This is a genomic window from Marinospirillum perlucidum (assembly GCF_003336805.1).
GTDB lineage: Bacteria > Pseudomonadota > Gammaproteobacteria > Pseudomonadales > Halomonadaceae > Marinospirillum > Marinospirillum perlucidum.
Genome location: NZ_QFWJ01000003.1, coordinates 379,940 through 406,215 on the forward strand (window position 1 = coordinate 379,940; position 26,276 = coordinate 406,215).

Annotated in this window: 28 protein-coding genes and 3 tRNA genes; 9 read left to right on the top strand and 22 right to left on the bottom strand. The window is 53.8% G+C overall.

Annotated elements, in window-relative coordinates; genetic code table 11:
• Positions 1-79: 79 nt before the first annotated feature.
• A complete protein-coding gene (locus DFK18_RS06580) occupies positions 80-1,735 on the bottom strand; it encodes a BCCT family transporter (protein ID WP_218563912.1) in 1,656 nt (551 codons plus the stop codon).
• Between the two features lie 300 nt (positions 1,736-2,035).
• Between DFK18_RS06580 and DFK18_RS06585 the strand changes: the two genes are divergently transcribed.
• Together DFK18_RS06585 and hemH are read left to right on the top strand one after the other, a co-directional pair.
• The gene (locus DFK18_RS06585; RefSeq protein ID WP_114417435.1) at positions 2,036-2,335 is read left to right on the top strand and encodes a DUF6482 family protein; all 300 of its coding nucleotides are present in this window, start codon (positions 2,036-2,038) and stop codon (positions 2,333-2,335) included.
• A gap of 126 nt (positions 2,336-2,461) precedes the next feature.
• Positions 2,462-3,460 carry a ferrochelatase gene (gene hemH, locus DFK18_RS06590; RefSeq protein WP_245944341.1) on the top strand — a complete coding sequence of 333 codons (999 nt, stop codon included), beginning with the start codon at positions 2,462-2,464 and terminating at the stop codon, positions 3,458-3,460.
• On the opposite strand, the gene DFK18_RS06595 is transcribed toward hemH, so the two are convergent.
• From DFK18_RS06595 to DFK18_RS06620, 6 genes are read right to left on the bottom strand one after another with little or no spacing between them, the layout of a single operon-like run.
• Positions 3,448-3,822, bottom strand: coding sequence for a Na+/H+ antiporter subunit G (locus tag DFK18_RS06595; RefSeq protein WP_342769745.1), 375 nt, complete (start codon positions 3,820-3,822; stop codon positions 3,448-3,450). The genes hemH and DFK18_RS06595 overlap by 13 nt on opposite strands.
• Positions 3,823-3,832: 10 nt before the next feature.
• Complete coding sequence (locus tag DFK18_RS06600; protein WP_114417437.1) at positions 3,833-4,102, bottom strand: K+/H+ antiporter subunit F; 270 nt, start codon at positions 4,100-4,102, stop codon at positions 3,833-3,835.
• The gene (locus tag DFK18_RS06605; RefSeq protein ID WP_114417438.1) at positions 4,096-4,599 is read right to left on the bottom strand and encodes a Na+/H+ antiporter subunit E; all 504 of its coding nucleotides are present in this window, start codon (positions 4,597-4,599) and stop codon (positions 4,096-4,098) included. Before DFK18_RS06605 ends, DFK18_RS06600 begins: the two co-directional genes overlap by 7 nt.
• Positions 4,599-6,113 carry a monovalent cation/H+ antiporter subunit D gene (locus DFK18_RS06610; RefSeq protein ID WP_114417439.1) on the bottom strand — a complete coding sequence of 505 codons (1,515 nt, stop codon included), beginning with the start codon at positions 6,111-6,113 and terminating at the stop codon, positions 4,599-4,601. The genes DFK18_RS06605 and DFK18_RS06610 overlap by 1 nt, the downstream gene beginning before the upstream one ends.
• Entirely contained in the window at positions 6,113-6,457 is a 345-nt protein-coding gene (locus DFK18_RS06615) for a Na+/H+ antiporter subunit C (RefSeq protein ID WP_114417440.1), read from the bottom strand. The genes DFK18_RS06610 and DFK18_RS06615 overlap by 1 nt, the downstream gene beginning before the upstream one ends.
• Positions 6,457-9,252 (bottom strand): monovalent cation/H+ antiporter subunit A, encoded by a 2,796-nt coding sequence (locus DFK18_RS06620; protein WP_178006177.1) that lies wholly within the window; start codon positions 9,250-9,252, stop codon positions 6,457-6,459. The genes DFK18_RS06615 and DFK18_RS06620 overlap by 1 nt, the downstream gene beginning before the upstream one ends.
• 186 nt (positions 9,253-9,438) lie before the next feature.
• Here DFK18_RS06620 and DFK18_RS06625 point away from each other — a divergent pair, with 186 nt between their 5' ends.
• Positions 9,439-9,891 (top strand): DUF3429 domain-containing protein, encoded by a 453-nt coding sequence (locus DFK18_RS06625; protein ID WP_114417441.1) that lies wholly within the window; start codon positions 9,439-9,441, stop codon positions 9,889-9,891.
• Positions 9,892-9,902: 11 nt separating this feature from the next.
• Here DFK18_RS06625 and DFK18_RS06630 read toward each other — a convergent pair whose 3' ends face one another.
• Complete coding sequence (locus tag DFK18_RS06630; protein WP_114417442.1) at positions 9,903-10,610, bottom strand: 16S rRNA (uracil(1498)-N(3))-methyltransferase; 708 nt, start codon at positions 10,608-10,610, stop codon at positions 9,903-9,905.
• Positions 10,611-10,619: 9 nt separating this feature from the next.
• The gene (locus DFK18_RS06635) at positions 10,620-11,060 is read right to left on the bottom strand and encodes a PilZ domain-containing protein (protein WP_114417443.1); all 441 of its coding nucleotides are present in this window, start codon (positions 11,058-11,060) and stop codon (positions 10,620-10,622) included.
• 203 nt (positions 11,061-11,263) lie between these two features.
• Between DFK18_RS06635 and DFK18_RS06640 the strand changes: the two genes are divergently transcribed.
• Entirely contained in the window at positions 11,264-12,013 is a 750-nt protein-coding gene (locus DFK18_RS06640) for a hypothetical protein (RefSeq protein WP_114417444.1), read from the top strand.
• A gap of 12 nt (positions 12,014-12,025) precedes the next feature.
• On the opposite strand, the gene DFK18_RS06645 is transcribed toward DFK18_RS06640, so the two are convergent.
• Entirely contained in the window at positions 12,026-12,394 is a 369-nt protein-coding gene (locus DFK18_RS06645; RefSeq protein ID WP_114417445.1) for a hypothetical protein, read from the bottom strand.
• A gap of 147 nt (positions 12,395-12,541) precedes the next feature.
• On the opposite strand from DFK18_RS06645, the gene phaR reads away from it, so the two are divergent.
• A complete protein-coding gene (gene phaR, locus DFK18_RS06650) occupies positions 12,542-13,045 on the top strand; it encodes a polyhydroxyalkanoate synthesis repressor PhaR (protein WP_114417446.1) in 504 nt (167 codons plus the stop codon).
• Positions 13,046-13,148: 103 nt separating this feature from the next.
• Here the strand turns inward: phaR and DFK18_RS06655 are convergent, their stop codons facing one another.
• Positions 13,149-13,526 carry a phasin family protein gene (locus DFK18_RS06655; protein WP_114417447.1) on the bottom strand — a complete coding sequence of 126 codons (378 nt, stop codon included), beginning with the start codon at positions 13,524-13,526 and terminating at the stop codon, positions 13,149-13,151.
• Positions 13,527-13,836: 310 nt separating this feature from the next.
• Between DFK18_RS06655 and purD the strand changes: the two genes are divergently transcribed.
• The 3 genes from purD to DFK18_RS06670 all read left to right on the top strand — a co-directional run bounded on the left by purD (position 13,837) and on the right by DFK18_RS06670 (position 16,568).
• Positions 13,837-15,129: a phosphoribosylamine--glycine ligase gene (gene purD, locus DFK18_RS06660; protein WP_114417448.1), complete on the top strand. Its 1,293-nt coding sequence runs from the start codon at positions 13,837-13,839 to the stop codon at positions 15,127-15,129.
• Positions 15,130-15,260: 131 nt separating this feature from the next.
• Positions 15,261-15,692 (top strand): acyl-CoA thioesterase, encoded by a 432-nt coding sequence (locus DFK18_RS06665; RefSeq protein ID WP_114417449.1) that lies wholly within the window; start codon positions 15,261-15,263, stop codon positions 15,690-15,692.
• A gap of 3 nt (positions 15,693-15,695) precedes the next feature.
• Complete coding sequence (locus DFK18_RS06670) at positions 15,696-16,568, top strand: phosphoribulokinase (RefSeq protein ID WP_114417450.1); 873 nt, start codon at positions 15,696-15,698, stop codon at positions 16,566-16,568.
• Between the two features lie 80 nt (positions 16,569-16,648).
• Here DFK18_RS06670 and DFK18_RS06675 read toward each other — a convergent pair.
• From DFK18_RS06675 to DFK18_RS06720, 10 genes are all read right to left on the bottom strand, one after another.
• Positions 16,649-16,725 (bottom strand) — tRNA-Arg (locus DFK18_RS06675).
• Positions 16,726-16,752: 27 nt separating this feature from the next.
• A tRNA-Arg gene (locus DFK18_RS06680) sits at positions 16,753-16,829 on the bottom strand.
• Between the two features lie 17 nt (positions 16,830-16,846).
• Positions 16,847-16,937 (bottom strand) — tRNA-Ser (locus DFK18_RS06685).
• A 149-nt stretch (positions 16,938-17,086) separates the two neighbouring features.
• A complete protein-coding gene (gene csrA / locus DFK18_RS06690) occupies positions 17,087-17,281 on the bottom strand; it encodes a carbon storage regulator CsrA (RefSeq protein ID WP_114417451.1) in 195 nt (64 codons plus the stop codon).
• A 229-nt stretch (positions 17,282-17,510) separates the two neighbouring features.
• Positions 17,511-18,749 carry an aspartate kinase gene (locus DFK18_RS06695; protein WP_114417452.1) on the bottom strand — a complete coding sequence of 413 codons (1,239 nt, stop codon included), beginning with the start codon at positions 18,747-18,749 and terminating at the stop codon, positions 17,511-17,513.
• Between the two features lie 36 nt (positions 18,750-18,785).
• Positions 18,786-21,428, bottom strand: coding sequence for an alanine--tRNA ligase (gene alaS, locus DFK18_RS06700; RefSeq protein ID WP_114417453.1), 2,643 nt, complete (start codon positions 21,426-21,428; stop codon positions 18,786-18,788).
• Between the two features lie 94 nt (positions 21,429-21,522).
• On the bottom strand, positions 21,523-22,056 hold the full coding sequence (locus DFK18_RS06705; protein WP_114417561.1) for a regulatory protein RecX: 534 nt from the start codon (positions 22,054-22,056) through the stop codon (positions 21,523-21,525).
• A gap of 14 nt (positions 22,057-22,070) precedes the next feature.
• A complete protein-coding gene (recA, locus tag DFK18_RS06710; protein WP_114417454.1) occupies positions 22,071-23,132 on the bottom strand; it encodes a recombinase RecA in 1,062 nt (353 codons plus the stop codon).
• 193 nt (positions 23,133-23,325) lie between these two features.
• A complete protein-coding gene (locus DFK18_RS06715) occupies positions 23,326-23,820 on the bottom strand; it encodes a CinA family protein (RefSeq protein ID WP_114417455.1) in 495 nt (164 codons plus the stop codon).
• Complete coding sequence (locus DFK18_RS06720; RefSeq protein ID WP_114417456.1) at positions 23,795-24,649, bottom strand: AraC family transcriptional regulator; 855 nt, start codon at positions 24,647-24,649, stop codon at positions 23,795-23,797. Before DFK18_RS06720 ends, DFK18_RS06715 begins: the two co-directional genes overlap by 26 nt.
• 85 nt (positions 24,650-24,734) lie before the next feature.
• On the opposite strand from DFK18_RS06720, the gene DFK18_RS06725 reads away from it, so the two are divergent.
• On the top strand, positions 24,735-25,727 hold the full coding sequence (locus DFK18_RS06725; RefSeq protein WP_114417457.1) for a bile acid:sodium symporter family protein: 993 nt from the start codon (positions 24,735-24,737) through the stop codon (positions 25,725-25,727).
• A 7-nt stretch (positions 25,728-25,734) separates the two neighbouring features.
• On the opposite strand, the gene DFK18_RS14490 is transcribed toward DFK18_RS06725, so the two are convergent.
• Complete coding sequence (locus DFK18_RS14490; RefSeq protein WP_162299714.1) at positions 25,735-25,890, bottom strand: hypothetical protein; 156 nt, start codon at positions 25,888-25,890, stop codon at positions 25,735-25,737.
• Between the last annotated feature and the right edge of the window lie 386 nt (positions 25,891-26,276).

Sequence of the window (26,276 nt, forward strand, 5' to 3'; positions counted from 1 at the left end):
CTCAGCATACAGGCATTAAAAAAGGCGGATACCCTAAGAGTATCCGCCCTCGTTACGGTCAAACGCAAGTTACAAGCTGTTAGACCGCTTTGGGTTCACTGGCCAGTCCTTTGTACAAGGAGACACAGGACATCAGCAGTACGAGCGTGAAGGGAAGACCGGTGGAGACGGCCATCGCCTGTAGTGCTACCAGCCCACCACCCAGAATCAGGGCAATGGCAACCAGACCTTCAAAAGTACACCAGAACACTCGCTGGGGCGTGGGGGCATCCACCTTGCCGCCAGCAGAAATGGTGTCGATGACCAGAGAGCCGGAGTCCGAGGAGGTCACGAAGAAGACTACCACCAGGATGATCGCAATAAAGGAAGTGATCTGCGCCAGAGGCAGCACATCCAGCATGGTGAACAGCTTCAGCGACAGGTCGGCACTGGCAATGGCATCATGGCCTTCCAGGAACTTGCTAATCGCAGTGCCGCCAAAAACGGACATCCAGATCACACAGGCCAGGGAAGGAATAATCAGTACCGAGATGATGAACTCACGTACGGTACGGCCACGGGAAACCCGTGCGATGAACATGCCGACAAAAGGTGACCAGGAAATCCACCAGGCCCAGTAGAAGGCAGTCCAGCCCTGGGAGAAGTTGGCATCTTCACGACCCACAGGGTTGGCCAGGGCAGGCAGATGCTGCAGGTAAGCCAGGAGGTTGTCCACAAAGCCGGTAACGATCGCCAGAGTGGGGCCAACGATGATGACAAAGAGCATCAAAAGGGCGGCCAGAATCATGTTGATTTCGGAAAGACGTTTTACGCCCGCTTCCAGGCCGGCCAGAACCGAAACCAGTGCAATCAGGGTGATGCCGATGACCAGCAGGATTTCCGTGGTGCTGCCTTCGGGAACGCCAAACAGATAATGCAGACCGGCTGCTGCCTGGGAAGCACCCAGACCCAAAGACGTGGCCAGACCGAAGAGGGTCGCCAGAACAGCCAGGATGTCGATGATGTTGCCGGGCCAGCCCCAGACTCTTTCCCCCAGCAGAGGATAGAAAACGGAGCGAACAGTCAATGGCAGCCCCTTGTTGAAGGAGAAGAGCGCCAGACCCAAGGCCAGAACTGCATAAATTGCCCAGGGGTGGAGAGCCCAGTGGTAGATGGTTGCGGCCATGCCCAGGCGAGCAGCAGCTTCAGCATCACCGCCAGCGGCTCCCAGAGGGGCCCAGTCGGTGCGCACGCCGTTTTCCATGCTGGTTCCACCCAGAGAGGAGCTGAAGTGGGACAGGGGTTCGGAAACGCCGTAGAACATCAGGCCGATACCCATACCGGCAGCAAAAAGCATGGAGAACCAACCCAGGTAGGAGAAATCGGGTTTGGCTTCAGTACCACCCAGGCGAACCTTGCCCAGGGGAGACACGATCAGGAAAAGACAAAGCAGTACAAAAATATTGGCCGCGCCAATAAAGAACCAGTCCAGATTGGAGGTCAGCCAACCCCTGAGGCTCTTGAACAGAGGTTCAACGTCAGCCTGGAAAATCAGGGTCAGAAGAACAAAAGCAATCACCGCCAGGCCTGAAATTGCAAAAACCCGGTTGTGAATATCCAGCCCGAAGGGGCCGACCTGAACCGCCAGGTTATCCTGGCCGATTTGATAATCCGTATCGATTGGATTTACTTCACCATCAGGCACCATGGGATCATTGGCATCCGCCAGGGCCTCTTTTTCAGTTTGCTGAGTCATGATGACATCTGCTCCCTTCAGTCAGAAAATTGACATACCTCAGAATAAAAAAACAAAACTACTCTTCGACTATAGTACAAGGCTTGTCAAGACTACAGTTTTAGGCCCCAGGCTTGCAAATGAGAAAAAATTCCAAGCTTGTCATCAAACTGTCCTATTTGTCGCCTAGATTGCATTTTGAGAAATGAAAAAAATTGTACAAGTTTTGGAACCTAAACGCGTTCTGACCGCCTAAGCAGTTATCGATAATGATCCTAGAAGGTTTTTTGTCGCTCTCTGGTCAATTCGCAAGGAGTTACTATGCAAGCCAAAGATTTGAAAAAACTCATGCAACAACGTGATGATGTCGAGTTAAGAGTCATCAGCCATGCCGCGAGTCGCTTTTATCTGATCCAGATCAGTTGGGGCGAAGATACGGATTTGCTCAAGGGCTGGCGGGGTCAACCCAAGGTTTACCGCAGCCTGGATGAGGCAACGGGTGAGCTAAAGCGTTTCGGTGTTCACCGGGCAGTGCTGCTCAATCATGTCGCCCATGATGAAGTGCTGGGTCGGGAAACCGGTTCTTCTCCTCTGGCTGCAGCCCTTCCGCTGAGTCTCTAAGCTAGCCTTCACTCCGCTTCTTTCTTGTTTTAATACCACTTTTCCTGTTCTCCTGGTTGTTAGTCAACCGGGCCAGGGTTATTATTGTACGCAACTTATACGTACTAGCCCTGCAGGAGTCTACAAGTGCCGACTGTCAAACCGCCTCCTTTTGCCGTTATGTTGGTGAATCTGGGAACTCCGGATGCACCGACACCTTCAGCAGTGAGAAAATATCTGGCTGAATTTCTCTGGGATAAACGCGTGGTGGATGTCAGTCGTCCTCTCTGGTGGCTACTTCTCAATGCGATTATTCTGCGCGTGCGTCCCGGCCCCGTGGCCAAAAACTATCGCAAAGTCTGGACTGAGGAAGGCTCTCCTCTTCTTGCCATAGGTCGCCAGCAACAGAAGGGACTGGAAAGCTTGCTCAGCGACAAGCTGGGTGAAAAGATTCCTGTTTTTCTGAGCATGACCTACGGTTCGCCTTCCATGGAAGAGGTCGGACGAGAAATTCGTAAAACCGGCGCGGAAAGACTGCTGGTACTGCCTCTTTACCCCCAGTATTCAGCCACCACGACCGCAGCGGTTTTTGACCGCTTGGCTGCCAGCCTGAAACCCTGTCCTCATTTACCGGAAATGCGCTTTGTTCGTGATTATCACCAGCATCCGGCTTATATCCGTGCTCTGGCGCAATCCGTGAGAGCTTCCTGGGAAAAAAATCAGCAGGAACCCGAGAAGCTGGTGATGTCCTTCCACGGTATTCCCCAGCGTTACGCCCGCCAGGGCGATCCCTATCCGCAACACTGTGAGACCACGGCCCGTTTGCTTGCCGAAGAACTGGGTCTGCAGGAGGGGCGTTGGTTGCTGACCTATCAATCGCGCTTTGGCCGTGAGCCCTGGTTGCAGCCCTATACCGATGCCACACTGGAGCAGCTGGGACAGGCTAAGACATCCAGCCTGTCGGTTATCTGTCCGGGGTTCAGTGCGGACTGTCTGGAAACCCTGGAAGAAATCGAAGAGGAAAACCGGGAAATCTACGAAACTGCTGGAGGCCAGGGGTTCAGCTATATTCCTGCCTTGAATGCCAACCCCGAACACCTCCAGCTACTTTATGAGCTGGTTGAACAGCATACTCAGGGCTGGTAGTCGTCAGCGTTTTCTTCATTGCGCCGTTTGGCTGCATCCCTGACCTCTAGACCCCGGGTTGAGTCTTCTACCCGGGTTTTTACGTGCAAGCCGGCTTTGGCCATCATGTGGGCGCTAACCGGTGCAGTAATCAACAGGAAGAAGGTGATCAGCAGCTCGTGGATACTGAAATAGCCACGAAGACTGGTGAAGTGAATCATGGAGGCCAGCAGCAGGGCTCCCAGACCCAGGGTGGTTGCCTTGGTGGGAGCGTGCAGGCGCATGTAAAAATCCGGCAGGCGGCTCAGACCGATGGAACCGATCAGAGTAAACAGGCCACCAATGAGGATGAATACTGCTGTGATGATTTCTATCCAATCCATCAAAAGCTCCTTACTCGATAATATCGCCGCGTAGCAGGTATTTGGACAGGGCAGCCGTACTGACAAACCCTAGAAGAGCAATCAACAGAGCCCCCTCAAAATAGAGGGGAGAGCCCATATGGATGCCGTAAAGGATAATCAGGGCAATACTGTTGATGTACATGGTGTCCAGTGCCAGAAAGCGATCTGCCATGCCCGGACCCTGGATCATCCGCCAGAGGTTGAGAATCAGCGCTATGCTGACCAGCGCACTGACCAGCACCAAAACAAAATTCAACATCCGAAAATCTCCTTCAGGGGCGCTTCGTAGCGCTCCTTAATCGTGGTGATGAGTTCTTCTTCATCCACCAGATTGAGTGCGTGGATATACAGAAAACGCCGGTCTTTGGACAATTCACAGCTAACGGTCCCGGGAGTCAGGGAGATGGTACTGGCTAGCAAGGTGATGGGCAGCTCGCGCTCAATATCCAGGGGCACGGCAACAAATCCCGGTTTCATGCGTGACAGGGGGCCCATGACAAGAATCGCCACCTCGATATTGGCCTTGACGATATCTCCCAAGACCAGAAGAACCTGTTTGACCGCCAGCAGGGGTCTACGAACCGAAGGCTGGGTATGTTGCAGGGGGGCAACCAGCAGTGGGATAGCCAGCGCCAGAAAAGCCGCCAGTAGCAGGTGTCCCAGAGCCAGGGTGTTATTCAAGAGCAGCCAGACCATAAACAGCAGAACGCTGTGCATGGGCATGGGTAAAAATCGAAAACGACGGGTATTTTCCATTAGTTACCTCCACTGCCCAGAATACTTTCCAGAGTCTTCTGGGTATTGAATAGATCTTCGGCAGCCAACAGGGTCAGTTCAGTGATAGGACCGCCAAACACCACCATCAGTGGTGAACAGAACAGTAGCAGGGCTATACCGGATAACTGCAGCAAACCGGCAGCTTCACCCTGGTTGTTATTGCCGCTGACCCGCCAGAACAGGGTTGTCCCGGCACGTGACAGCGCGATCAGTGAAGCGAGACTACCCAGTAGTAGGGTGGGCCACATCCAACCCATCTCTGCGGTAGTTTCAGCGGCCTGCAGCAGAAGCACCTTGCCGAGAAAACCGGAGAAGGGAGGTAAGCCGATCACAGCCATGGCGGCTATGAAAAATGCAGTTCCTAAAAGCCTGGGTTGCAGCAAAGGTCGTCCGACCACCAGACGATCACCGGGTTTGCCCCGTTGATCGCCGATCACTCCGGCAAGCAGGAAGAGCGCAGCAGAAATGAGGGTACTGTGGAGGAGATAATAAAGTCCGGCAGCCATGGCCTCGGGGCTTTCCAGGGCTGCAGCCACCAGCAGGGTGCCGACCGAGATAAGCACCAGGTTGGCTGCCAGCAAGCGCAGACTGGGGCTGGCGAGAACGCCGATCATCCCGGCGGCCAGCGTCAGCAGAGCAAAAGGCCAGAGCCAGGGTTGGGCCAGACTGGCCAGATCGCCAGCCTGGGGACCAAATACCAGGGTATGAACCCGGTAGATACTGTAAATGCCTACCTTGGTCATGATGGCAAACAGGGCGGCTACCGGGGGGCTGGCTGAGGCATAGGTACGAGGCAGCCAGAAATGCAAGGGCAGCAAGGCAGCTTTGAGCGCAAAAACCAGTAAAAGCAGCAGCCCACCCGCCTTGGTCAGGGCCAACTGATCTTCCGAGAGTTCATGCGTTTTCATGGCCATATCAGCAATATTCAGCGTGCCCAGGGTGCCGTAGAGAATGCCCAGGGCAAACAGGAAAAGGCTGGAGCCAACCAGATTGAGAATGACATAGTGCATGCCCGACTGGGTTCTCTGTTTGCCACCACCATGAATCAGCAGGGAGTAGGAGGCGATCAGCAGTACCTCGAAGAAAACAAAGAGGTTGAAGAGGTCGCCGGTCAGAAAAGCCCCATTGATACCGGCCGCCTGGAACATCATCAGGGGATAGAAGTGCAGGCCTGTGGTGTCTTCACCGCCAGTGGCATAAAGCATACAGCCCAGCAGCAGAAGACTGGTGAGCAGAACCAGTAGCGCGGAAATGCGGTCACCGACGAAGATGATACCGAAAGGTGGCTGCCAGTCACCGAGAAAATAGAGCTGCATCCCCTGGGTATGAGTCACCTGCAGCAGCCAGGCACAGACAGCCACCATGACCAGGGTGACGGCCAGAGAGAAGGCACGGTGACGAGGCAGGTTATTGGCCAGAGGCGGGAGCAGCAACAGGCAGCCCGCCAGCAAGGGTAGCAGTATGGGAAGAGAAACCAGGTGTTGCGTCAACATCATTTTTGATCCTTGGGCGAAGGTGGCAGACGACCATCCACATGGTCATTACCCAAATCGGCACGCGAGCGCATGGCCAGTATCAGCACAAAGGCAGTCATAGCAAAGCCGATGACAATCGCGGTCAAAACCAGCGCCTGGGGCAGAGGGTCGGCGTAGCTTTCTGAAGCACCGAGCACTGCTGCGCCATCCATCTTCAGGCGGCCACTGGAAAAAAGAAACAGGTTAACGGCATAGGACAGTAGAGTAATACCGACGACCACCGGAAAGCTGCGGCCCCTGAGCGTCAGGAAAACACCGCAGGCCGTCAAGAGACCGACGCAGAATGCATAGAGGGCTTCCATTAGCCTTTCTCCTTGATTGCTGGACTGTGGCTGGTGGTCAATTTACCCAGATTCGCCAGGATCATCAGGGTTGCCCCCACCACGGTCAGATAAACACCAAGATCAAAGAGCATGGCACTAGCCAGCTCAAATTTATCGATAAAGGGTGGTTTGAAATAGTCGAACCAGGAGGTCAGGAAGGGGCGACCGAAGATCCAGCTTCCCAGCCCGGTTAAAAGGGCTATAAAGAGACCGCTGCCGACCACCCACTGGTAATCCATGCGCATGCGTTCTTTCACAAAATCTACACCCTGGGCAATATACTGCTGAATGATCGCCACCGAGGTGACGAGGCCAGCGATAAAGCCGCCACCGGGCAGGTTATGGCCGCGCAGGAAGATATAGACAGACACCAGCAGAGCCAGGGGCAGCAGGGATTGGGAGACGATGCCCAGCATCATCGGGTGCTTGTCGGGAGACCAGGGTAGGCCTTGGCTGTTGGTGCTGGGCATGTAGAGGCGCATGCGCACGATCAGCTTGTAGATACCCAGTGCGGCGATCCCCAGAACCGTGATTTCACCCAGGGTATCCATGCCCCGGAAGTCCACCAGGATGACGTTGACCACATTGGTGCCACCCCCGCCGGAGTAGCTGTTTTCCAGGAAGAAGCTGGAAATGGAATCCAGCGGGCGGGTAATCATGGCGTAGTTGATGGTGCCGATAACACCACCGATCAGCCCGGCGATACTCAAATCACGAACCAGGCGCCGCGGGTTGGATTCCTTGGGTGTCGATTGGGGCAGGAAGAAAAGCGCCAGTAGCAGGAGGATCATGGTGACCACTTCCACCGACAACTGGGTTAATGCCAGGTCAGGGGCCGAGAAGCGCGCAAAGGCCAGGGAGACCAGCAGGCCCACAACAGACAGCATGATCAGGGAAATCAAACGTTTGCGGTTTAACAACACCGTTGCCAGGGCGCTGACGGTAAGCAGCAGTGCCCCGACCAGAGTGATCGGGTCGATTGGCAACTCCGAGTAATGACCCTTGGTGGCATTCAGATCGATCATGGGGCCGGCCATCAATACCAGAGCGGCCAACAGCATCAGGAAGATGTAGCGTTGCAGGGAGTGGTTTTCCAGCTTGTTGACCACCAGGGTGCAGATGCCGGTTAGACGCTGGATGATGCCTTCAAACACCAGCTTGGCATCCGGCTCGGGGAAGAGTGCCTGGAAACGAAACAGGTGACGACGGTTACGATAAATGGCCAGACCGCCCAGCATGGCCAAGAGGCTCATCAAAAGGGGCAAATTAAAGCCATGCCAGATCGACAGGCTGTATTCAGGCAGTTGGCCACCGATTACGCTGGACGAGGCCTGAGACAAGAGAGGACCCACAAGATAAGCGGGAAAAACCCCCAAAAGTAAACACAAGGCAACCAGGATCTCCACAGGAACGCGCATATAGCGGGGCGGTTCATGCGGGGTTTTAGGCAGATCAATCGGTTCGCCATTAAAGAAAACATCATGAATAAAACGGGCCGAATAGGCGACCGAGAAGACAGCACCGATGGTGGCCAGAACCGGTACCATCCAGGAGAGAGAACCCAGGGTGACCTGATCCAGGGTTTCGGCAAAGAACATTTCCTTGGACAGGAAGCCATTGAGCAGGGGAACACCGGCCATGGAAGCTGCCGCTACCATCGCCAGAGTGGCAGTATAGGGCATGTATTTCCACAGGCCGTTCAACTGACGCATATCCCGGGTGCCCGACTCATGGTCGATGATACCGGCCGCCATAAACAGGGAAGCCTTGAAGGTGGCGTGGTTAATGATATGAAAAACCGCTGCTACGGTGGATAGCTGGGTATTCATGCCCAGTAGCAGGGTAATCAGGCCCAGATGACTGATCGTGGAATAGGCCAGTAGCCCTTTGAGGTCATGTTTAAACAGAGCAACATAAGCCCCCAAAAGCAGGGTCATCAAACCGGTCATGCTGACAATCAGGAACCAGAGCTCGGTTCCGGCCAGTACCGGGTAGAAGCGGGCCATGAGGAAAATACCCGCCTTGACCATGGTAGCCGAGTGAAGATAGGCACTCACCGGCGTGGGTGCTGCCATGGCATGGGGCAGCCAGAAGTGGAAAGGGAATTGGGCCGATTTACTGAAAGCCCCCAGCAGAACCAGAATCAAGGCTGCCGGATAGGCAGCATGTTCGCGCAGAAGATCGCCGCTGGCCAGCACCTCGCCCAGGTCATAGCTACCAACGATGCGCCCGATCAGGAGCAGACCCGCCAGGAGAGCCAGTCCACCCGCACCGGTAATGGTCAGAGCCATGCGGGCACCCTTGCGGGCTTCTGATTTGTGCGACCAGAAACTGATCAGGAGGAAGGAGCTGATACTGGTCAATTCCCAGAAAAACCACAACTGCAGAATATTACCCGAGAGGACGATGCCCAGCATGGCTGTCATGAACAGAATCAGATAGGCATAAAAAAGGCCCATGTTGTCTTTGGATGACAGGTAATAGCGGGCGTAGAGGATGATCAAGAGGCCGATGCCGAGAATTAACAAGGCAAACAGAAAAGCCAGACCATCCAGGCGCAGGGCCAGATTTAAACCGGCAGAAGGAATCCAGCTTAAAGAAGCGGAAAGAATCTGGCCGTCAAAGACTGTCGGAGCGGCCAAAAGCAGTAAAACCAGAGCGATAAAAGGAGCTATGGCGGTTAAAAAGGCAATGACACTTCGGCCTAGGTTGGCGGCCAATAAAGGCACCAGGGTACCGAGCAGGGGTAGCAAAAGTATCCAGATTAAGGCCATTATCAATCGGCTCCTTGGTTCAGCTGGTTAAGCAGGGACTGGAATGCAGGATTTATACCGTTTGCGGGGCATCAAGTCCATGCCAGTACAGGAAAAATTTTGATACAAAATGCCGCAGCCTTGTACAGGGAAGAGCTACAGGGTTAATCTTACGAATAAAGTGTACAACTTAAAAGTGAGGTTAGCATGCCGCTCAATTCTTCCGCTTTTCAGGGCGAATCCCGTGTCAAACTCCGCTCGACCGCCTATCTCCTGGGTTATGCGGGGCTGCTGCCCTTTATCGGTCTGGCTGGTGCAGCCTACTTTATGCCACAAAACTATCAGGAGGTCTCCCTCTCTGCGCTGATGGGTTATGCCGCAGTGATCCTTTCCTTTCTGACCGGCATCCACTGGGGGCAGGGGATTCAAAGTGGCTCTGCCGGACGTCTGGTCTGGAGCATTCTGCCTGCCCTGGTGGCCTGGATTGCGGTGTTGATGCCGCTGCGTTTGGGGTTGCTGGCCTTGATGTTGGGTATGCTATTGGTCTGGGTAGCTGAAAAAGGCTGTGGCTGGCCCAGCTGGTATGCCAAATTGCGCTTTCAGCTAACGCTGATCGTGGTGCTTTGCTTGGGCGCTGCCTGGGTTGCTCAGGTACTTTAAGTCGAACCTGATTAAAACAGCCGGGCCAAGAGAGCGGTCACGGCTGTTTCCACCCTCAGAATTCGTGGTCCTAGCTGAACAGCGGTAAAGCCCTGCTCCTGCAATTTTTCAATTTCATAATCGACAAAACCACCTTCAGGACCTATAGCCAGGGTCACGGCTTCATTCAATCCACGAGGGCATTGCGGATAGTTTCCGGGATGGGCCACCAGCTTGCGTGTATCGCAGATCAAACCCGGCAATTCATCTTCGACAAAAGGGCGGAAACGGGTATGCAGGTGGACCCTGGGTAAAAGGGTGTCCCTGGCCTGTTCCAGGCCGAGAAGCAGGTGCTGGTGAATTTTTTCGGGCTTGAGTTCCGGCGATTGCCAGTAGCTTTTTTCCACCCGTGCTGTCTGCAATAAATGAATATCCTTGACCCCCAGGGTGGACAGATGTTCCAGGCTGCGGGCCAGCATGCGGGGGCGGGGTAGTGCCAGTAACAGACGTAATGGCAGGGGAGGGGGTGGCGACTGCTCCAACTGTAGATGGATGCGGGTTCGTGTTTCGTTTTGCTCGATGATTTCGGCTGAACCCATGAGGCCACCCACAAGCCCTGCTTTTAGTTGGTCCCCGGTTGTTTTTTTATGCACTGTCTTCAGGTGCTGGTGCTGGCGACCGGTTAAAAGTGCCGTGTGGGAATCCAGCAAGTCCTCTTGCTGCAGTAGAAGTAGGTTCAAGCAGGTGTCCTAGTTCAGCATGCTGGCCGGTTTGGCCTGGTTTGAAAGAGCTTTTTCCAGTCTTCGCTGAAGTTTACGTTGATCGCTTTCCGGGATGTCACAGAAACGAAAGCCCACCTTGAACTCCTTTTGCGAGTAGCGGCGGCAAAAGGCAACCTGCAGTTGCAGTGCAAGAGTTTCCTTGCCATCCAGCTCCAGAAAAACCTGATGCAGAATCTTTTCATCGGGGCGATGATGCGCGGTACGTGGAACCAGACGGGGAATCTGGGCTGCCGGACAATTAACGCGCACCTCTTCATGCGAGATTTCTGCCGTTTCCAGACGGAAATTATCACCTTCGAGTTTGAAGGTGACCGGGAGACTCAGGCTAAGCAGGGGGTAGCGCTTACGAATAAAGCGGGGAGTCCGGGCTGGTTGGGTTTGGGTGTCGAGCGTCATGGGCTGGGACATAAAGATCCTGTTTCCTTTCACTGGTTGGATTTGAGAAAAAGGCAACTTACGCAGCCTACCCCGCACATTGTAGGGGCTTTGCTCCGTAAACTTCTACGGGTAAAGCCTGTTAAGGTGTAACGACAGGTGAAATAAAGTTGATTCGACCCTTTTCGGCTCACTTGGCTATACTCAAGCATCAATTTACTTACAGGATGTCAGGAATGCAACGTCTTCTGTTGGCTTTTCTCCTCCTTTGCGGGGCCATGGCTTCACCAGCACAGGAAACTAGCTCGCGCGAACTACTGGTCTTGGATCTTGAATCGCTTCAGGTTGAAGAGATGCTGCCACTGTTAAAGCCCCATCTTCCCGACACAGTCGTTGCTTCCGGTCGTAATCAGCGGCTTTTGGTGACCGGCCCTGAAGCGGAACTGGTCACGGTCAGGCAGCTGGTGGCTGCCCTGGATGTCGCTGCCCAGGAGTATCGCGTGTATTTCTCCCGGGGGCCGCTGAACCCGGAAACCCGTCAGGCTTCTCGTAATCAACACCTGTCCACGGCCCGCAACCAGGTGACCCGGCTAACGCTGACCCAGGCAAGACCAGCCTATCTGGAAGAGGGTTTTTGGTTGCCAACAGGCAGCGCGCATCCCTGGAGAGGAGAAAGTGGTTACCAGTGGATGAGCGGTGGTCTCTGGGTCGTTGCCAAGGCCCAGGGAGAGCGCGTGGTTCTGGAGTTTTCAAGCCGTCAGCTGGAGCTTCTGCCCAGGGAATGGCCAGGCCAGCCGACCCCAGTCAGTGGGGAACAATTGCAAACCCGCTTGGCTCTTGAACCGGGGCGGTGGCGCACTCTGGCTGGGCGTCAGCTCAACCGTAACGAGGAAAGGAATCGGCAAAGGTCGACTGCCGGGGCAGCGACCCATTATGCCGTTTGCCTGGAAGCTGTGGATCAGGAGTCGGGGTGTCCAATCTATTAGTTGTTGCCAGGATCAATCATTATTCAGGATCTGTCCATTCAGTGCCTGGCGAATGGCTAGGTACTCGTCCAAAGCTTCGGGTAGAAAGTGCAGGGTATAAAAACGTCTTTCATGCAGACGGCGGTCTTTATCTTTTTTATCCTCGTAGGAAGCAAAAGTCGGAGCCAGAGTGATGTGCAAGACCTTGGTGTCTGGCGTCAAGGTCAGCTTTTTACCCTGGTGGTTCTGCTTTTCCAGCGAAGATTTCAGCGTATAGTGTGAAAGTTCAGTAATTTGATGCAGGTTGAGATAAAGGTGACTGCTCAGGTTGATTAGGCGACCTTTTGGTGTATCGTTGGTAATAAAGTAAATAGCACTGCTTTTGCGAATTTTGAGTAGCATTTTTTTCTCCTTGAGTTCTTTTCTTAGTTTAGTTGAACACAAGAAGATGACAAGAAGTGAACAGCCTGCAGATGAATAAATTAATCATAATGCTAGAATAAACCTTCAACCCCTTGGGGTTTTATGTTTTTTCAAGTGAGGTGCCCTTTGCGAGTTATCCGGAAATATGCCAATAGACGTCTTTACGACACCTCGGAGAGTCGTTATGTCACCCTTGAAGACATACGTCAGTTGATTGTTGACCGGGAAGAATTCAGGGTCGAAGACTCCAAGTCCGGTGAAGATCTGACCCGCAATATTCTTTTGCAGATCATTACCGAGCAGGAAAACCGGGGCGGGAGCGATGACGGTACGCCCATGTTCAGTAACAAGGTGCTCCAGCAGTTGATCCGTTTTTACGGTGATAGCATGCAGCATTCCATGAGTGGTTATCTGGAGCAGAGCATCGGAACCTTTTTGGAGCAGCAGAAGATTCTGCGACAGCAAATGCAGCAGGCCATGAAAGGCAACCCTATGCAGGCTGCTAACCCCATGGAAGTGATGCGCAAGGTCGCTGAACAGAATCTGCTTTTGTGGAAGAACCTGTCCCGCAGTGGCTATCCACGCTCATCCCAGGATAAGAACGAGGGAGATGATTCTTCTTCCAGTTGATCGTGCCATAAAAAAGCCCAGCCAACCGGCTGGGCAAGAAAACAGCTTATCAACACAGGCAGAGGGAGTTGCTGAGTAATAAGCTGTTGAACTAAAAAGAGATTTAGGCCGCTTTTGCGGTTTTTTCCTGAGCCTTGGTCTTGATGCTTTCCAGCTCGCTGGTGGCCTCATCTCTTGCTTTGCTGAGGATGTCCATATTGGTCTTGAAGAGACGACCAACACGATCCTGCATATCCTGAGCAAAATTGAACTGGGACTCCTGCAGGCCTGCAGGGTCAGACTTGGCACCCATACCTTCAATCTGCTTGCTAAGGGCGTCAACGCATTCGCTGTAGAAACGAGTCTGCTCAGCACCCAGTTTTTCCAGGGCCTGGGCCTGAATCTTCATCAGGTTGGTAACCGGCTTAAATTGCTTACCATCAAAGCTTTCCTGGTAAGGCTTCATCATGGCTTGCATATCGGACATCATTTTATCGAACATAGCGGGTACCTCTCTGTTATGAAAAAAACGTTGCTGCGCTGCAGCAAGTGATTTCAATATAGTGCACTGCACAATGAGGGTCAAACAGGAAAATTCAAAAAAGTGGTAATTAATAGTTTTCCACTTTCTGCCAGTATAAATTGCTAAAAAAATCGCTTTGTTAGGTCTCAAGCAGATCGTTTTTCTTTTCCCCTTATTCAACAGTTTCCCCTAGCAAGTCTTTTGTCCGCTTCCTGGCCAAGCCTAGCGAGCGAAAATCTGCCATAATGCCGCTTTTGCTACTCAAGAGTCTCTAAGAGGAACGCTAAGCATGAACGTATTGGTAATTGGTGGCGGTGGCCGTGAACACGCGTTGGCCTGGAAAGCAGCTCAATCCCCGCAGGTTAGCCAGGTATTCGTGGCTCCCGGCAATGCCGGCACGGCCCTGGAACCCAAGATGACCAATGTGCCTCTGGATGTACTGGATTTTGCCGGTCTGGCTGATCTGGCCAAGAAAGAAGAAGTGGCCTTGACCCTGGTTGGTCCGGAAGTGCCTCTGGTTGAAGGTATTGTGGATTATTTCCAGAAAGAAGGCCTGGCTATTTTTGGCCCCAGCAAGGGAGCCGCGCAACTGGAAGGCTCCAAGGCCTTTACCAAGGACTTCCTGGCTCGTCATCAAATTCCCACTGCTTTCTACGGTGTCTTTACTCAGGTTGAAGAGGCTTTGACCTACCTTCAGGAAAAGGGTGCTCCCATCGTGGTCAAGGCTGATGGTCTGGCAGCTGGTAAGGGCGTGATCGTTGCCATGACTTTGGACGAAGCTGAAGATGCCGTTCGCGATATGCTGTCCGGAAATGCTTTTGGTGATGCCGGTGCTCGGGTTGTTATTGAAGAATTCCTGGAAGGTGAAGAAGCCAGCTTTATTGTCATGTTGGATGGCAAGAATATTCTGCCCATGGCCACTAGTCAGGACCACAAACGCGTCGGAGATGGTGATACCGGCCTGAATACCGGCGGCATGGGTGCCTATTCACCGGCGCCAGTGGTTACCCCTGAAGTGCACCAGCGTATTATGGATGAGGTTATCCGACCCACCGTTGAAGGCATGGCTGCTGAGGGTAATGACTATACCGGTTTTCTTTATGCCGGCTTGATGATTGATGCTTCGGGTGCTCCCAAGGTGATCGAATACAACTGCCGCTTTGGGGATCCGGAAACCCAGCCGATTATGCTACGCCTGCAATCCGACCTGGTTGAACTCTGTCAGGCGGCCGTTCAGGGGCGTCTGGATCAGGTCCAGGCGCAGTGGGATGAACGAGCTTCACTGGGCGTGGTTCTGGCAGCTGGAGGCTATCCTGGCAGCTATGCCAAGGGCGAGGTGATCCAGGGATTGCCGCAGGACGAAAGTACCGAAGCCAAGGTGTTTCATGCCGGAACCAAAATGCAGGATGATCAGGTCGTAACGGCTGGTGGACGTGTACTTTGTGCCACGGCACTGGGTACCAGCGTCTCCGAAGCCCAGAAAAAAGCCTATGAACTGGTAGAAGCCATTCATTGGAAGGATAGCTTCTATCGCCGTGATATCGGTTATCGGGCTATTGCTCGCGAGCAGGGCAGGGGTTAAGCTGCTTGATTAAACGCTCGTTTTTAAAAGGGTGCTGTTTGCAGGCCTGTGCCTGAAGCAGTTGCCCTCTCATCGAATTGTCATCTTTTTAGCCCAGCCTGTCTGGGCTTTTTTGTCCTGGGAGGTTTTTTATGGCCCGTGTCAGCCTGGAGTTTCCGGAAAAGGTTGTTTTTCGTAGTCGCCAGCTACTTCGCATCAGCGATATTAACTATGGCCAGCATCTGGGTCATGACACCCTGATTAGCCTCTTGCATGAAGCCCGTTGCCACTGGTTGGCTTCTGAGGGGCTGAGTGAGTTGAGTCTGGATGGTGGCCAGGTGGGCTGGGTCGTCGGTGAGCTGGTGGTGAATTACCAGGGAGAAGCCTTCTATCCGGATGAACTGACTATCGAGCTGGCTGGCGGTGATCGTGGCTCTAAAAGTATTGAAATCTATCACCGGGTGTTGAGAAGCGATGGAACCCCAGTAGCCTTGGCAAAAACGGGGCTGGTTTGCTTTGACTATGCCTCCCGCCAGGCGGCTCAGGTGCCTGCAAGGCTTCTTGAGTTGTTGGATAAGGACTAGGTCATGTCACGCGAATACCCCATCATTGCCGTCACGGGTTCTTCCGGAGCCGGCACCACGACCATCAAGGATGCCTTTGCGCGGATGTTTCATCGCCAGGATGTGCAGGCAGCTTTTGTTCACGGGGATAGTTTTCACCGCTATACCCGCCAGGAGTTGGCGGAGGTTCTGGCTTTGCAGCCGGAAAAAGAGGAAAGCCTCTCCCACTTTGCGGTAGAGGCCAACCTGCTGGACCGGCTGGAAACCCTGTTTCAGGAATATTCGCTGACCGGCACCGGCAGCTATCGCCACTATATTCATGCCGAAGATAAATGGCTGGTGGAGGCGGGGCATCAGGTAGGTACCTTTACTCCCTGGGAATCCCTGCCTGAAGGCACGGATCTTCTGCTCTATGAAGGCCTGCACGGTGGTTTGGTCACTGAAGATTATAATATCGCCCAGTATGTGGACCTGTTAATCGGTGTGGCCCCTTCGATCAACCTGGAATGGATCCAGAAGATCGATCGCGATACCAAGATGCGCGGCTATTCCCAGGAAGCCGTGATCGAGACGATTCAGGCACGCATGGAAGACTATATGCGCTTTATTCTGCCGCAGTTTTCCCGTACCCATATCAACTTCCAACGGGTTCCGGTGGTGGATACGGCCAACCCCTTTGAGCCACGCAGTGTGCCCACCTCGGATGAAAGCCTGGTGGTTATCCGCTTCAGAGGCCCGCAGAAAGTGGATTTTCCTTATCTTCTGGCGATGATTAAGGACAGTTTTATGTCGCGGCCTCATACGCTGGTCATTCCCGGTTCCAAGTTGCCGCTAGCCATGGAGTTGATCATGCTGCCGCGTGTGCAGGAATTGTTGGAAGGACGAAGATTTAAATAGGAATAATCTGCCAGGGAGGGTGGCAAATAATTTGAAAAAAGAAGGAAAGCAAAGAAGAATTTGAGGAGGCTGTTCGAGAGTGGCGCGCTCGGGAGGATTCGAACCTCCGACCGCCTGGTTCGTAGCCAGGTACTCTATCCAGCTGAGCTACGAGCGCGCAATCATCTCAAACAAGTCATTTTAGTGGCGCGCTCGGGAGGATTCGAACCTCCGACCGCCTGGTTCGTAGCCAGGTACTCTATCCAGCTGAGCTACGAGCGCACTATCTAAAATGGTAGTGGCGGAGAGAGAGGGATTCGAACCCTCGATAGGGGATTGCCCTATACTCCCTTAGCAGGGGAGCGCCTTCAGCCACTCGGCCACCTCTCCAACACGGCGCATATAGTACCACGTTCTTTTTATTTGTCTACCCCTGTGAAGAAAAACTTTGCTTTCCAAAGGGTTAAAGTCCCATAAAACAAAAAAACCACGGTAGCCCTGAGGCTAAGCCGTGGTTTCAAGAGAAGAAAAGCCGGGGTTTAGATATTGCCCTGGTTGCCCTCTTCTTCCTTTTCACGTTGGATACGCTGGTAGATTTCTTCACGGTGTACAGCCACCTCTTTAGGGGCATTCACACCGATGCGAACCTGATTACCCTTGACACCGAGTACGGTTACGGTGACGTCGTCACCAATCATCAGGGTTTCGCCAACGCGACGGGTTAAAATGAGCATCTTGGAATCTCCTTATCAAGTTATCCAGATAAATGAACTCTCAACAGGCTGGGTTCGTTGACCGAGTCAGTGCGAACCCTGGGTTGTTAGCGAAGAAATCGTCTTGCATCCCGAAGACGTACCAGCCTTTCATGACGCTAACATTAAAATTATCTGCCAAATATATAAAAATGTTAAATCATTTTTGCCTATCTGGCAGATCCTATTTTTTAATTGTAGCTAAGAAGACTTAGTCCTGCTTGTCAAGATTAAACGCAGTGTGCAGAGAACGAACCGCCAGTTCGGTAAACTTCTCATCCAGTACCACGGAAATCTTGATTTCAGAAGTAGACACCATGCGGATGTTGATGCTGTTTTCTGCCAGGGTCTTGAACATCAGGCTGGCTACACCTGCGTGAGAGCGCATGCCCACACCGACCAGAGTCACCTTGGCAATGGCGGTATCGCCGATAACCTTGCCAGAACCCATTTCCTTGACCGCATCTTCCAGAATCGCCTGGGCTTTTTTGTAGTCGCCACGTGCCACGGTAAAGGAAAAGTCAGTGGACTTGCCATCGGGCGAAACGTTCTGAACGATCATGTCCACTTCGATGTTGTTGTCACCGATGGGGCCCAGAATCTTGGCAGCAACACCGGGAATGTCAGGTGCGCCCAGAACAGTCAGTTTGGCTTCGTTGGTGTGGTGAGCAATACCGGAAATCAGTGGTTCTTCCATCGAGGGAGTCTCCTCATCGTCTGCAATAATTAGAGTGCCTGGACCTTCGTTGTCTTCAAAACTGGAGAGGACGCGCAGGGGGACCTTGTACTTGCCTGCAAATTCCACGGCGCGAATCTGCAGTACCTTGGAACCCATACTGGCCAGTTCCAGCATTTCTTCTACAGTAATGGTTTCCAGGCGCTTGGCCTTGCTGCAGATGCGAGGATCTGCGGTATAGACGCCGTCAACATCAGTGTAGATTTGGCATTCATCGGCTTTCAGGGAGGCAGCCAGGGCGACACCGGTGGTATCGGAGCCACCGCGGCCCAGGGTGGTGATGTTGCCTTCTTCGTCCACACCCTGGAAACCGGCAACGACAACCACTCGACCTTCATCGAGATCTTCACGGATGGAATCGGTATCGATTTCCTTGATACGTGCCTTGGTGTGAGCCTGGTCGGTGACGATGCCGACTTGAGCGCCCGTGTAGGAGGTGGCGGGGACGCCCAGTTGCTCCAGAGCCATGGCCAGCAGGGCAATGGTCACCTGCTCGCCGGTTGAGACGAGCATGTCCATCTCACGAGGGGAAGGCTCTTCATGAATTTGTTTCGCAAGGTCGATCAGGCGGTTGGTTTCACCGCTCATGGCGGAGACCACGACCACGACATCGTGGCCTTCCTTGCGGAAACGGCCAACGCGTTCAGCGACCTTTTTGATGCGCTCGGGGGTGCCGACTGAGGTACCACCGAATTTCTGTACGTAAAGTGCCATAGATATCCTTTTGGGTTGTATAGGGTTATTTGTGAATTAATCCTGACCCAGTTGTTCAGCCACCCAGGCGTGTACCGATGCCAGGGCGTCTGGCAGGCTGGCCGCATCTGTGCCCCCAGCCTGCGCCATGTCGGGGCGTCCGCCACCCTTGCCACCGACCTGTTGGGCAACCTGGTTGACTAGCTTGCCGGCATGCAGCCGATCTTTTGCATCACCGGAGATCCCGGCTACTAGACTCACCTTGTTGCCATCAACTGCTGCCAGCACCACTGCCGCCGGTGCCAGCTTTTGTTTGAGCTGATCCATTAGCTCGCGCAGGGTCTTCATGTCTGCGCCTTCTACTTGAGTAGCCAGAACCTTGATTCCGGCTACTTCCCTGGCGTCGGCAGTGAGGTCTCCCCCAGCGCCGGAAGCCAGTTTTTTCTTCAACTGCTGGACTTCTTTTTCCAGCTGACGCGAGCGTTCCTGATTGCTTTCCAGACGCTCCAGAAGTTGTTCGGGTTTGGTTTTCAGCTGGGCTGCAGCTTGCAAGAGTTGTTGCTCACGACCCAGCAAGAAATCTAGGGCAGCAGCTCCAGTGACCGCTTCGATACGGCGTACACCGGAGGCGATACCTGTTTCGCTGGTGATGTGCATCAAAGCGATATCACCGGTGCGCTCAACGTGCAGGCCGCCACAGAGTTCGATGGAGAAGGGACGCTCCTCTTCATAGGTGCCCATGGTCAGGACACGGACCTCTTCCGAATATTTTTCACCAAACAGTGCCATAGCACCGCGTGACTTGGCGCTTTCCAGATCCATGACTTCAATGCTGACCGGTGCATTGGCCCGGATCTGGGCATTGACCAGCTGCTCCACTTGCTGCAACTGTTCGGGCGTAACCGCTTCGGGATGGCTGAAGTCAAATCTCAGGCGCTGGGCGTTGACCAGAGAACCCTTTTGTTGCACACCTTCGCCCAGTACTTTGCGCAGAGCTGCATGCAGCAGGTGGGTAGCCGAGTGATTGAGACGGGTGCGCTGGCGCAGGCTGTTATCCACCTGGGTCTGAACAGTTTCACCTTTTTTGAGGCTGCCTTCGGTCAGCATCCCCTGGTGAGCATGGGCTTCACCGGCTTTGGTGGTGTCTTTGACTTCAAAGCGGTTGCTACCGGCCAGAATGTAGCCGGTATCGCCGACCTGACCGCCGGACTCGGCATAGAAGGGGGTGCGATCCAGGACCAGGATGCCTTCCTGGTCAGCCTGGAGTTGATCCACTTCCTGGCCTTCATGGTAGATTGCCAGAATGCGGGCTTCGCCCTGATGTTGGTCATAGCCGGTAAATTCGGTGGCCTGATCAACCTTGATCACGGCATTGTAGTCAATACCGAACTGGCTGGCCGAACGGGCACGCTCACGCTGATCCTGCATCTCTTTTTCAAAACCCTCTTCGTCCACGGTCAGTGAACGCTCTCGGGCAATATCTGCAGTCAGGTCCAGAGGAAAACCGTAGGTGTCATAGAGTTTGAAGGCGATATCGCCGGGGATGACATCACCTTGGAGGTCGGCCAGATCCTGCTCCAGGATCTTCATGCCCTTGTCCAGGGTCTTGGCAAACTGCTCTTCTTCCAGTTGCAGGGTCTTCTCGATGCTGGCCTGGTATTTCTTCAGCTCGGGGAAGGCTTCACCCATTTCAGCGACCAGAGCGGCAACAATCTTGTAGAAGAAGCTGCCCTGGGCCCCCAGTTTATGGCCATGGCGGCAGGCGCGACGAATAATGCGACGCAGGACGTAGCCACGACCTTCATTGGATGGCTGGACACCATCGGCAATCAGGAAACTGCAGGAGCGAATGTGGTCGGCGACGACGCGCAGCGAAGGTGCAGAATCATTTTCGCAACCTATGGCTTGAGCACAGGCTTGCAGCAGGTTCTGGAACAGATCGATTTCATAGTTGGAATGCACGCCCTGAAGAACGGCAGAAATCCGCTCCAGGCCCATGCCGGTATCCACCGAAGGTGCAGGCAGGGGGTTCATTTCCCCATCGGCGCTGCGGTTGTACTGCATGAAAACCACGTTCCAGATTTCGATGTAGCGATCACCATCTTCCTCGGGGGTGCCGGGAGGCCCGCCCCAGATTTCTTCGCCGTGGTCATAGAAGATTTCGGTACAGGGGCCGCAAGGGCCGGTATCACCCATGGCCCAGAAATTATCCGAAGCATAGGGTGCGCCCTTATTGTCGCCGATGCGGATAATACGCTCGGCGGGAACACCAATTTGCTGGTTCCAGATATCAAAGGCTTCGTCATCGGCGGCGTAGACGGTAATCCAGAGTTTTTCCTGGGGCAGCTTGAGGACGCCGGTCAAAAATTCCCAGGCAAAATGGATGGCATCCTTTTTGAAATAGTCGCCAAAACTGAAATTGCCCAGCATTTCAAAGAAGGTGTGGTGTCGGGCGGTATAGCCGACATTTTCCAGGTCATTGTGCTTGCCGCCTGCCCGCACGCATTTTTGCGAAGAGGTCGCACGGGTGTAACCGCGGTTTTCCAGACCCAGAAAACTGTCCTTGAACTGGTTCATCCCGGCATTGGTGAACAAGAGAGTGGGATCGTCCTGGGGAACCAGAGAACTGGAGGGCACAGCGGTGTGGCCTTGGGATTGAAAGAACTTCAGGAAAGCCTCGCGAATTTCGGCGCTTTTCATCTTGCCTCTCTATAGTGTGCGGGTTGGCGTATTTGGGGACACTATTATACGGGGTTCACAAAAAAATGATAATCATCCCTTGGGTCGAGGTTTTTCAGTCGAAAACAGCCTGGCGAATCTGCTCCGGGGTAAAGCCTCGGGATGCCAGAAAACGCTGCATTTTAGCGGCTTCTCGGGCATCGGCCGGGGGCGCTTCGCCAAAGCGTTTGCTGCGTACGCGCCAGGCTTGCTCTTCCCACAAGGGGGCCAGCCAGTCGAGGAGGGGGCGGGTGATCTCGGTGGCCAGTTGGTGTTGCTGGTATGCCTGCTGCAGAGCCAGTAAGCCCTTGCCTTTGCGTAGATACTGGCGTGTCAGGTTGTCCGCAAAACGCTGATCACTCAATAGATTATTGGCTTCCAGCTTGTCCAACAGGGTTTCCACTTCGGCTTCTTGTTGTGCCCTGGACATTTCAGCCGGTGCACTCGGTAGGCGATGGCGGGTGGGGGAGTTGGGTGGAGTCAGGAGTTTGTCGCCTAATTCCTTGCGACTGTGTTCGCGTCGGGCGAGTAGGCGAAAGGCTCTTTCGCGCAGGCTTTTCAGCCAGACCTCCAGGTCGGGGTCTGGCTGAGGCAGAGCTGATTCGGACATGCTGCCGGTCAGGATCAATCGTCCAGAGGTGGCAGTTCATCCGCTGCGGCTTCTTCCTTGCTTTCGGCAGCCTTGGGTTCCACCTGGGTCAGCAGCTGCTCGCGGATACCGTTTTCGATTTCTTCCATGATGGCGGGGTTGTCTTCCAGGTATTGCGCAGCATTGGCCTTGCCCTGGCCGATCTTGGTGCCCTGGTAGCTGTACCAGGCACCGGCTTTTTCCACCAGCTTGCATTGCACACCCAGATCGATGACTTCACCGGCGTGGTAGATGCCCTTGCCGTAGAGAATCTGGAATTCAGCCTGTTTGAAAGGTGGAGAAACCTTGTTCTTGACGACTTTAACGCGGGTTTCATTACCCGTGACTTCATCGCCCTGTTTGACGGCACCGATGCGGCGGATGTCCAGGCGAACCGAGGAATAGAACTTCAGGGCGTTACCACCGGTGGTTGTTTCGGGGCTACCGAACATGACACCGATTTTCATGCGAATCTGGTTGATAAAGACGACCAGACAGTTGGCATTCTTGATGTTGCCGGTAATCTTGCGCAAAGCCTGGGACATCAGGCGGGCCTGGAGGCCAACGTGGGAATCACCCATTTCGCCTTCGATTTCGGCCTTGGGCGTCAAAGCTGCGACCGAGTCGACAATCAGGACATCCACCGCGCCGGAGCGAACCAGCGAGTCGGTGATTTCCAGAGCCTGCTCGCCATTGTCCGGCTGGGAAACCAGCAGATCATCGATGTTGACGCCCAGTTTTTCGGCATAAACAGGGTCCAGAGCGTGCTCGGCATCAATAAAAGCACAGGTTTTTCCCTGCTTCTGAGCCTGGGCGATGACCGACAGGGTCAGGGTGGTTTTACCCGAGGATTCCGGCCCGTAGATTTCGACGACACGGCCATAGGGCAGGCCGCCGATGCCCAGGGCAATATCCAGCCCCAGGGAGCCGGTGGAAACGGAAGGCAGGGCTACACGGGGCTGATCACCCATGCGCATGACAGCGCCCTTGCCGAATTGTTTTTCAATCTGGCCCAAAGCGGCATTCAGTGCTTTTTGGCGGTTTTCATCAATTGCCATGAGTGAAGATCCTTGCAAAGTGTTGGTGTATTCGATTGACCGAGATTCTATAAAAATACTGTATAGGTTGCCAGTAAAAAATGCAAAGCGGCCTGAACGACAAGGCCTCCACGAGAGCAGGTTTAGCCAGTTTTCTGCTTCTAGAAGTTTGATTGCAATGAAGAAATTTTATTGCAGGCTGCTAGGGGAGGTTTTACCCCGCTGCAGCTTTTTCCAGGTGATTTTTTAGCAGCTGAAGGGCTTGGTCAATACTGGCTTCGCGGATCGCGCGCCGGTCGCCGGGAAAATGGCATTTCAGCGCTTGCTGCAGGTTGGCTGACCCCCAGGCAATCCAGACAGTGCCTACGGGCTTTTCAGGCGTTCCACCGCCGGGACCAGCAACTCCGCTGGTGGCCAGGGCAAAGTCGGCACCAGTGCGTAGGCAGGCTCCGGCAACCATCTCCTTGACCACAGCCTCACTGACAGCTCCCCCGGTAGCCAGGCTGGCTGGCTGCACGCCCAGAAGCTTTTCCTTGCTGGTATTGGAATAGGTGACCAGTCCCGCTGTAAACCAGGAGGAACTGCCTGCCACTTCTGTCATTGCCTTGGCTATTCCGCCGCCGGTGCAGGATTCGGCCGTAGCCAGCATCCAACCCTGTGAAGTGCAGATTTCAGCCAGGGATTCAAGCTGTGTCAGCCGTGTTGTCATGAGCGATCTCCAGTTGTTGCCTGCTTTGTTGATGAGCAAAAAAACGTCCCGGTGTTTGCCCCAGTTGTTCGCGAAAGGCAGCAATAAAGGCAGACTGGCTGGCATAGCCAGCATTGAGTGCAATATCGGTAATTCTCTGCCCCTGCTGCAAACCGGGCAGTGCAGAAAGGATACGACAACGTTGTCGCCATTGGCGAAAACTCATTCCGGTTTCCCGGTAAAAAAGGCGGGTCAGGGTCTTGCCGGTTACACCGATTTGCTGGCCAAAGGCATCCAGCCCCTGTTGTAGTGAGGGTTCCTGCTGAAGCTGTTGGCAAAGCCGTAACAAACGTCTATCCCTGGGCCAGGGTAAAACCAACGGTAAGCCTGGGGCCAGAGCCAATTGGTCGAGCAGTACTTGGGTCAAACGGCCTTGGGCACTGTTTTGGTCATAGTCGACCGGTAACAAACTGAAGGCCTGGATTAGTTCCCTGAGCAGTGGGCTGATCTGGATCACCAGGCAGCGATCGGCAGCCAGGGGCAGCCAGTTGCGACTGATATAGAGGCTGCGAATCTCCGGTTGTCCCGAAGGCAGGACTGCATGTTCCTGGTCCGGTGGAATCCAGACCGCCTGACCGGGTGGAGCCAGATAGCGGGCCGTGGGCGTTTCTACCTGTAACAGGCCGCTCAGGGTATGGGAAAGCTGCCCCCAGGTGTGTTGATGAGGTTCGCTGATGGCACGATTGGGTAGGGTATCCCGGTGACCGTAAACAGGGCGGGGCAACTCCCGGAGGTTTGCCATTTCTTCCAGGCTGGCGGTTGGGGTTATCTTGTCCGTTTGCCGATACATATTGCTCTTCTGTCGTTAAACGCGATTCAGTCGTCAGTTTATCCTTGCCGTTCAATGATCACGAGTTCTTTTTTTAAGGATAAGCATGCTCAAGCTACTTCGTTCACTGCTGGACACCTACACCCTGCTCCTCTTTGCCATGATATTACTGGCCAGTCTCTGGCCGGCCGAAGGCCAGGGGGAGGTCATCATGACCTGGATAACACGTCTGGCCATTGCTCTCTTGTTTTTTCTGCATGGAGCCCGGCTATCGCGCCAGGCCATACTGGGGGGGCTGATGCATTGGCGACTGCATCTGTTGGTCTTTGCCTTTACCTTTATCGGTTTTCCCCTGCTGGGACTGATTTTCTGGCCGGTCTATGAGCCTCTGCTGGGAGAAACCCTGGCTTTGGGGGTACTTTATTTGTGCGTCTTGCCCGGTACCGTGCAATCCGCCATCGCCTTTACCGCTCTGGCGCGGGGCAATCTGGCTGCGGCCGTCTGCAATGCTTCGGCCTCTAGCTTGATCGGTATTCTGGTGACGCCCCTGTTGGTTTGGTTACTGCTGGATCTGGATACTTCCTCAGCGCGTTTTTCCTTTCTGGATACCCTGGCAGGGATCAGTCTGCAGCTGCTGCTGCCCTTTATTAGTGGCCACCTCTTGCGCCCCTGGATCGGCAGTTGGATCGAAAAGAATCGCAGTTGGTTGGGGCGAGTGGACCAGACTTCGATTTTGCTGGTGGTCTATACCGCCTTCAGTGCTTCGGTGGTGGCCGGGCTTTGGCAAACCGTCGCCCTGGAGCGCTTGCTCTGGTTGACGCTTTTTTGTTCGCTGTTGTTGGCGCTGGTGCTGGGTTTGACCACCTGGTTGGCCAGGCGTTTGGGGTTTAATCGCGAGGATGAGATAACGATCGTTTTCTGTGCATCGAAAAAAAGCATGGCGACGGGTGTGCCCCTGGCCCAGTTGCTTTTTTCAGCCAGCTTGCTGGGGCCAATGCTTCTGCCCTTGATGATTTTTCATCAAATACAGCTGGTGGTTTGTGCCCGGCTGGCACAGGTTTACCGGAGCCGGGCAGAAACCGATGAAAGTGGGGGGTGAGCAGTGATCAGGAGGCCACCCAATGCTTGATAACACTGAGATGGTTGCCCAGCTCCAAAGAGGAAATCATCCACTGCAAGGAATCCTTGCAGTCACCATGCAGGGTGATTTCTTTCTGCGACTGGGAATCGGCAAACTGAACGAGAAAGTGAAAAGTGAACATGGTTAAGCTTCCTTATTTATAAACCTTTGTGTCTTTGTGGTTTGGATCTTAGCAGCCCTACTTCTTTTGGGGTTTATACTTGCGTTTAAAATACATTGTTTATTGTAATTGGACGGCTTGTAGGGTTAGTCACAAAACACTCGTTTTTGTAGGTAAAAAGACAAAAAAACAATCACTTATGAAAAAGAGGGTTGAAAATACAGGTTACAAAAGATTAAGAAAGTCTAAACAAGTTTGCACTTAGCTTGCCTTCTGCGGTGGGGAGAGCCGATGCTAAAGCTTGTTAAAGTGAAGGCGCACGAGGAATGTGAGCGGGTATTTTCCTGCTTGCTTCTCTGGCCTACAAACAGGGAAAATGAGTCCTCAATTTTTTGCCCTCTGCCGGT

Excerpts from the sequence above, each read along its gene's own strand:
- DFK18_RS06595 (WP_342769745.1), bottom strand. The coding sequence starts at position 3,822 with ATGGATTGGATAGAAATCATCACAGCAGTATTCATCCTCATTGGTGGC.
- DFK18_RS06695 (WP_114417452.1), bottom strand. The coding sequence starts at position 18,749 with ATGGCACTTTACGTACAGAAATTCGGTGGTACCTCAGTCGGCACCCCC.
- DFK18_RS06625 (WP_114417441.1), top strand. The coding sequence starts at position 9,439 with ATGCCGCTCAATTCTTCCGCTTTTCAGGGCGAATCCCGTGTCAAACTC.
- DFK18_RS06640 (WP_114417444.1), top strand. The coding sequence starts at position 11,264 with ATGCAACGTCTTCTGTTGGCTTTTCTCCTCCTTTGCGGGGCCATGGCT.
- DFK18_RS14490 (WP_162299714.1), bottom strand. The coding sequence starts at position 25,890 with ATGTTCACTTTTCACTTTCTCGTTCAGTTTGCCGATTCCCAGTCGCAG.
- alaS (WP_114417453.1), bottom strand. The coding sequence starts at position 21,428 with ATGAAAAGCGCCGAAATTCGCGAGGCTTTCCTGAAGTTCTTTCAATCC.
- DFK18_RS06725 (WP_114417457.1), top strand. The coding sequence starts at position 24,735 with ATGCTCAAGCTACTTCGTTCACTGCTGGACACCTACACCCTGCTCCTC.
- DFK18_RS06665 (WP_114417449.1), top strand. The coding sequence starts at position 15,261 with ATGGCCCGTGTCAGCCTGGAGTTTCCGGAAAAGGTTGTTTTTCGTAGT.
- DFK18_RS06610 (WP_114417439.1), bottom strand. The coding sequence starts at position 6,113 with ATGTTGACGCAACACCTGGTTTCTCTTCCCATACTGCTACCCTTGCTG.
- csrA (WP_114417451.1), bottom strand. The coding sequence starts at position 17,281 with ATGCTCATTTTAACCCGTCGCGTTGGCGAAACCCTGATGATTGGTGAC.
- DFK18_RS06620 (WP_178006177.1), bottom strand. The coding sequence starts at position 9,252 with ATGGCCTTAATCTGGATACTTTTGCTACCCCTGCTCGGTACCCTGGTG.
- DFK18_RS06645 (WP_114417445.1), bottom strand. The coding sequence starts at position 12,394 with ATGCTACTCAAAATTCGCAAAAGCAGTGCTATTTACTTTATTACCAAC.
- DFK18_RS06670 (WP_114417450.1), top strand. The coding sequence starts at position 15,696 with ATGTCACGCGAATACCCCATCATTGCCGTCACGGGTTCTTCCGGAGCC.
- DFK18_RS06600 (WP_114417437.1), bottom strand. The coding sequence starts at position 4,102 with ATGTTGAATTTTGTTTTGGTGCTGGTCAGTGCGCTGGTCAGCATAGCG.
- DFK18_RS06715 (WP_114417455.1), bottom strand. The coding sequence starts at position 23,820 with ATGACAACACGGCTGACACAGCTTGAATCCCTGGCTGAAATCTGCACT.
- DFK18_RS06615 (WP_114417440.1), bottom strand. The coding sequence starts at position 6,457 with ATGGAAGCCCTCTATGCATTCTGCGTCGGTCTCTTGACGGCCTGCGGT.
- DFK18_RS06705 (WP_114417561.1), bottom strand. The coding sequence starts at position 22,056 with ATGTCCGAATCAGCTCTGCCTCAGCCAGACCCCGACCTGGAGGTCTGG.
- DFK18_RS06655 (WP_114417447.1), bottom strand. The coding sequence starts at position 13,526 with ATGTTCGATAAAATGATGTCCGATATGCAAGCCATGATGAAGCCTTAC.
- DFK18_RS06635 (WP_114417443.1), bottom strand. The coding sequence starts at position 11,060 with ATGTCCCAGCCCATGACGCTCGACACCCAAACCCAACCAGCCCGGACT.
- DFK18_RS06720 (WP_114417456.1), bottom strand. The coding sequence starts at position 24,649 with ATGTATCGGCAAACGGACAAGATAACCCCAACCGCCAGCCTGGAAGAA.
- recA (WP_114417454.1), bottom strand. The coding sequence starts at position 23,132 with ATGGCAATTGATGAAAACCGCCAAAAAGCACTGAATGCCGCTTTGGGC.
- DFK18_RS06585 (WP_114417435.1), top strand. The coding sequence starts at position 2,036 with ATGCAAGCCAAAGATTTGAAAAAACTCATGCAACAACGTGATGATGTC.
- DFK18_RS06605 (WP_114417438.1), bottom strand. The coding sequence starts at position 4,599 with ATGGAAAATACCCGTCGTTTTCGATTTTTACCCATGCCCATGCACAGC.
- DFK18_RS06580 (WP_218563912.1), bottom strand. The coding sequence starts at position 1,735 with ATGACTCAGCAAACTGAAAAAGAGGCCCTGGCGGATGCCAATGATCCC.
- purD (WP_114417448.1), top strand. The coding sequence starts at position 13,837 with ATGAACGTATTGGTAATTGGTGGCGGTGGCCGTGAACACGCGTTGGCC.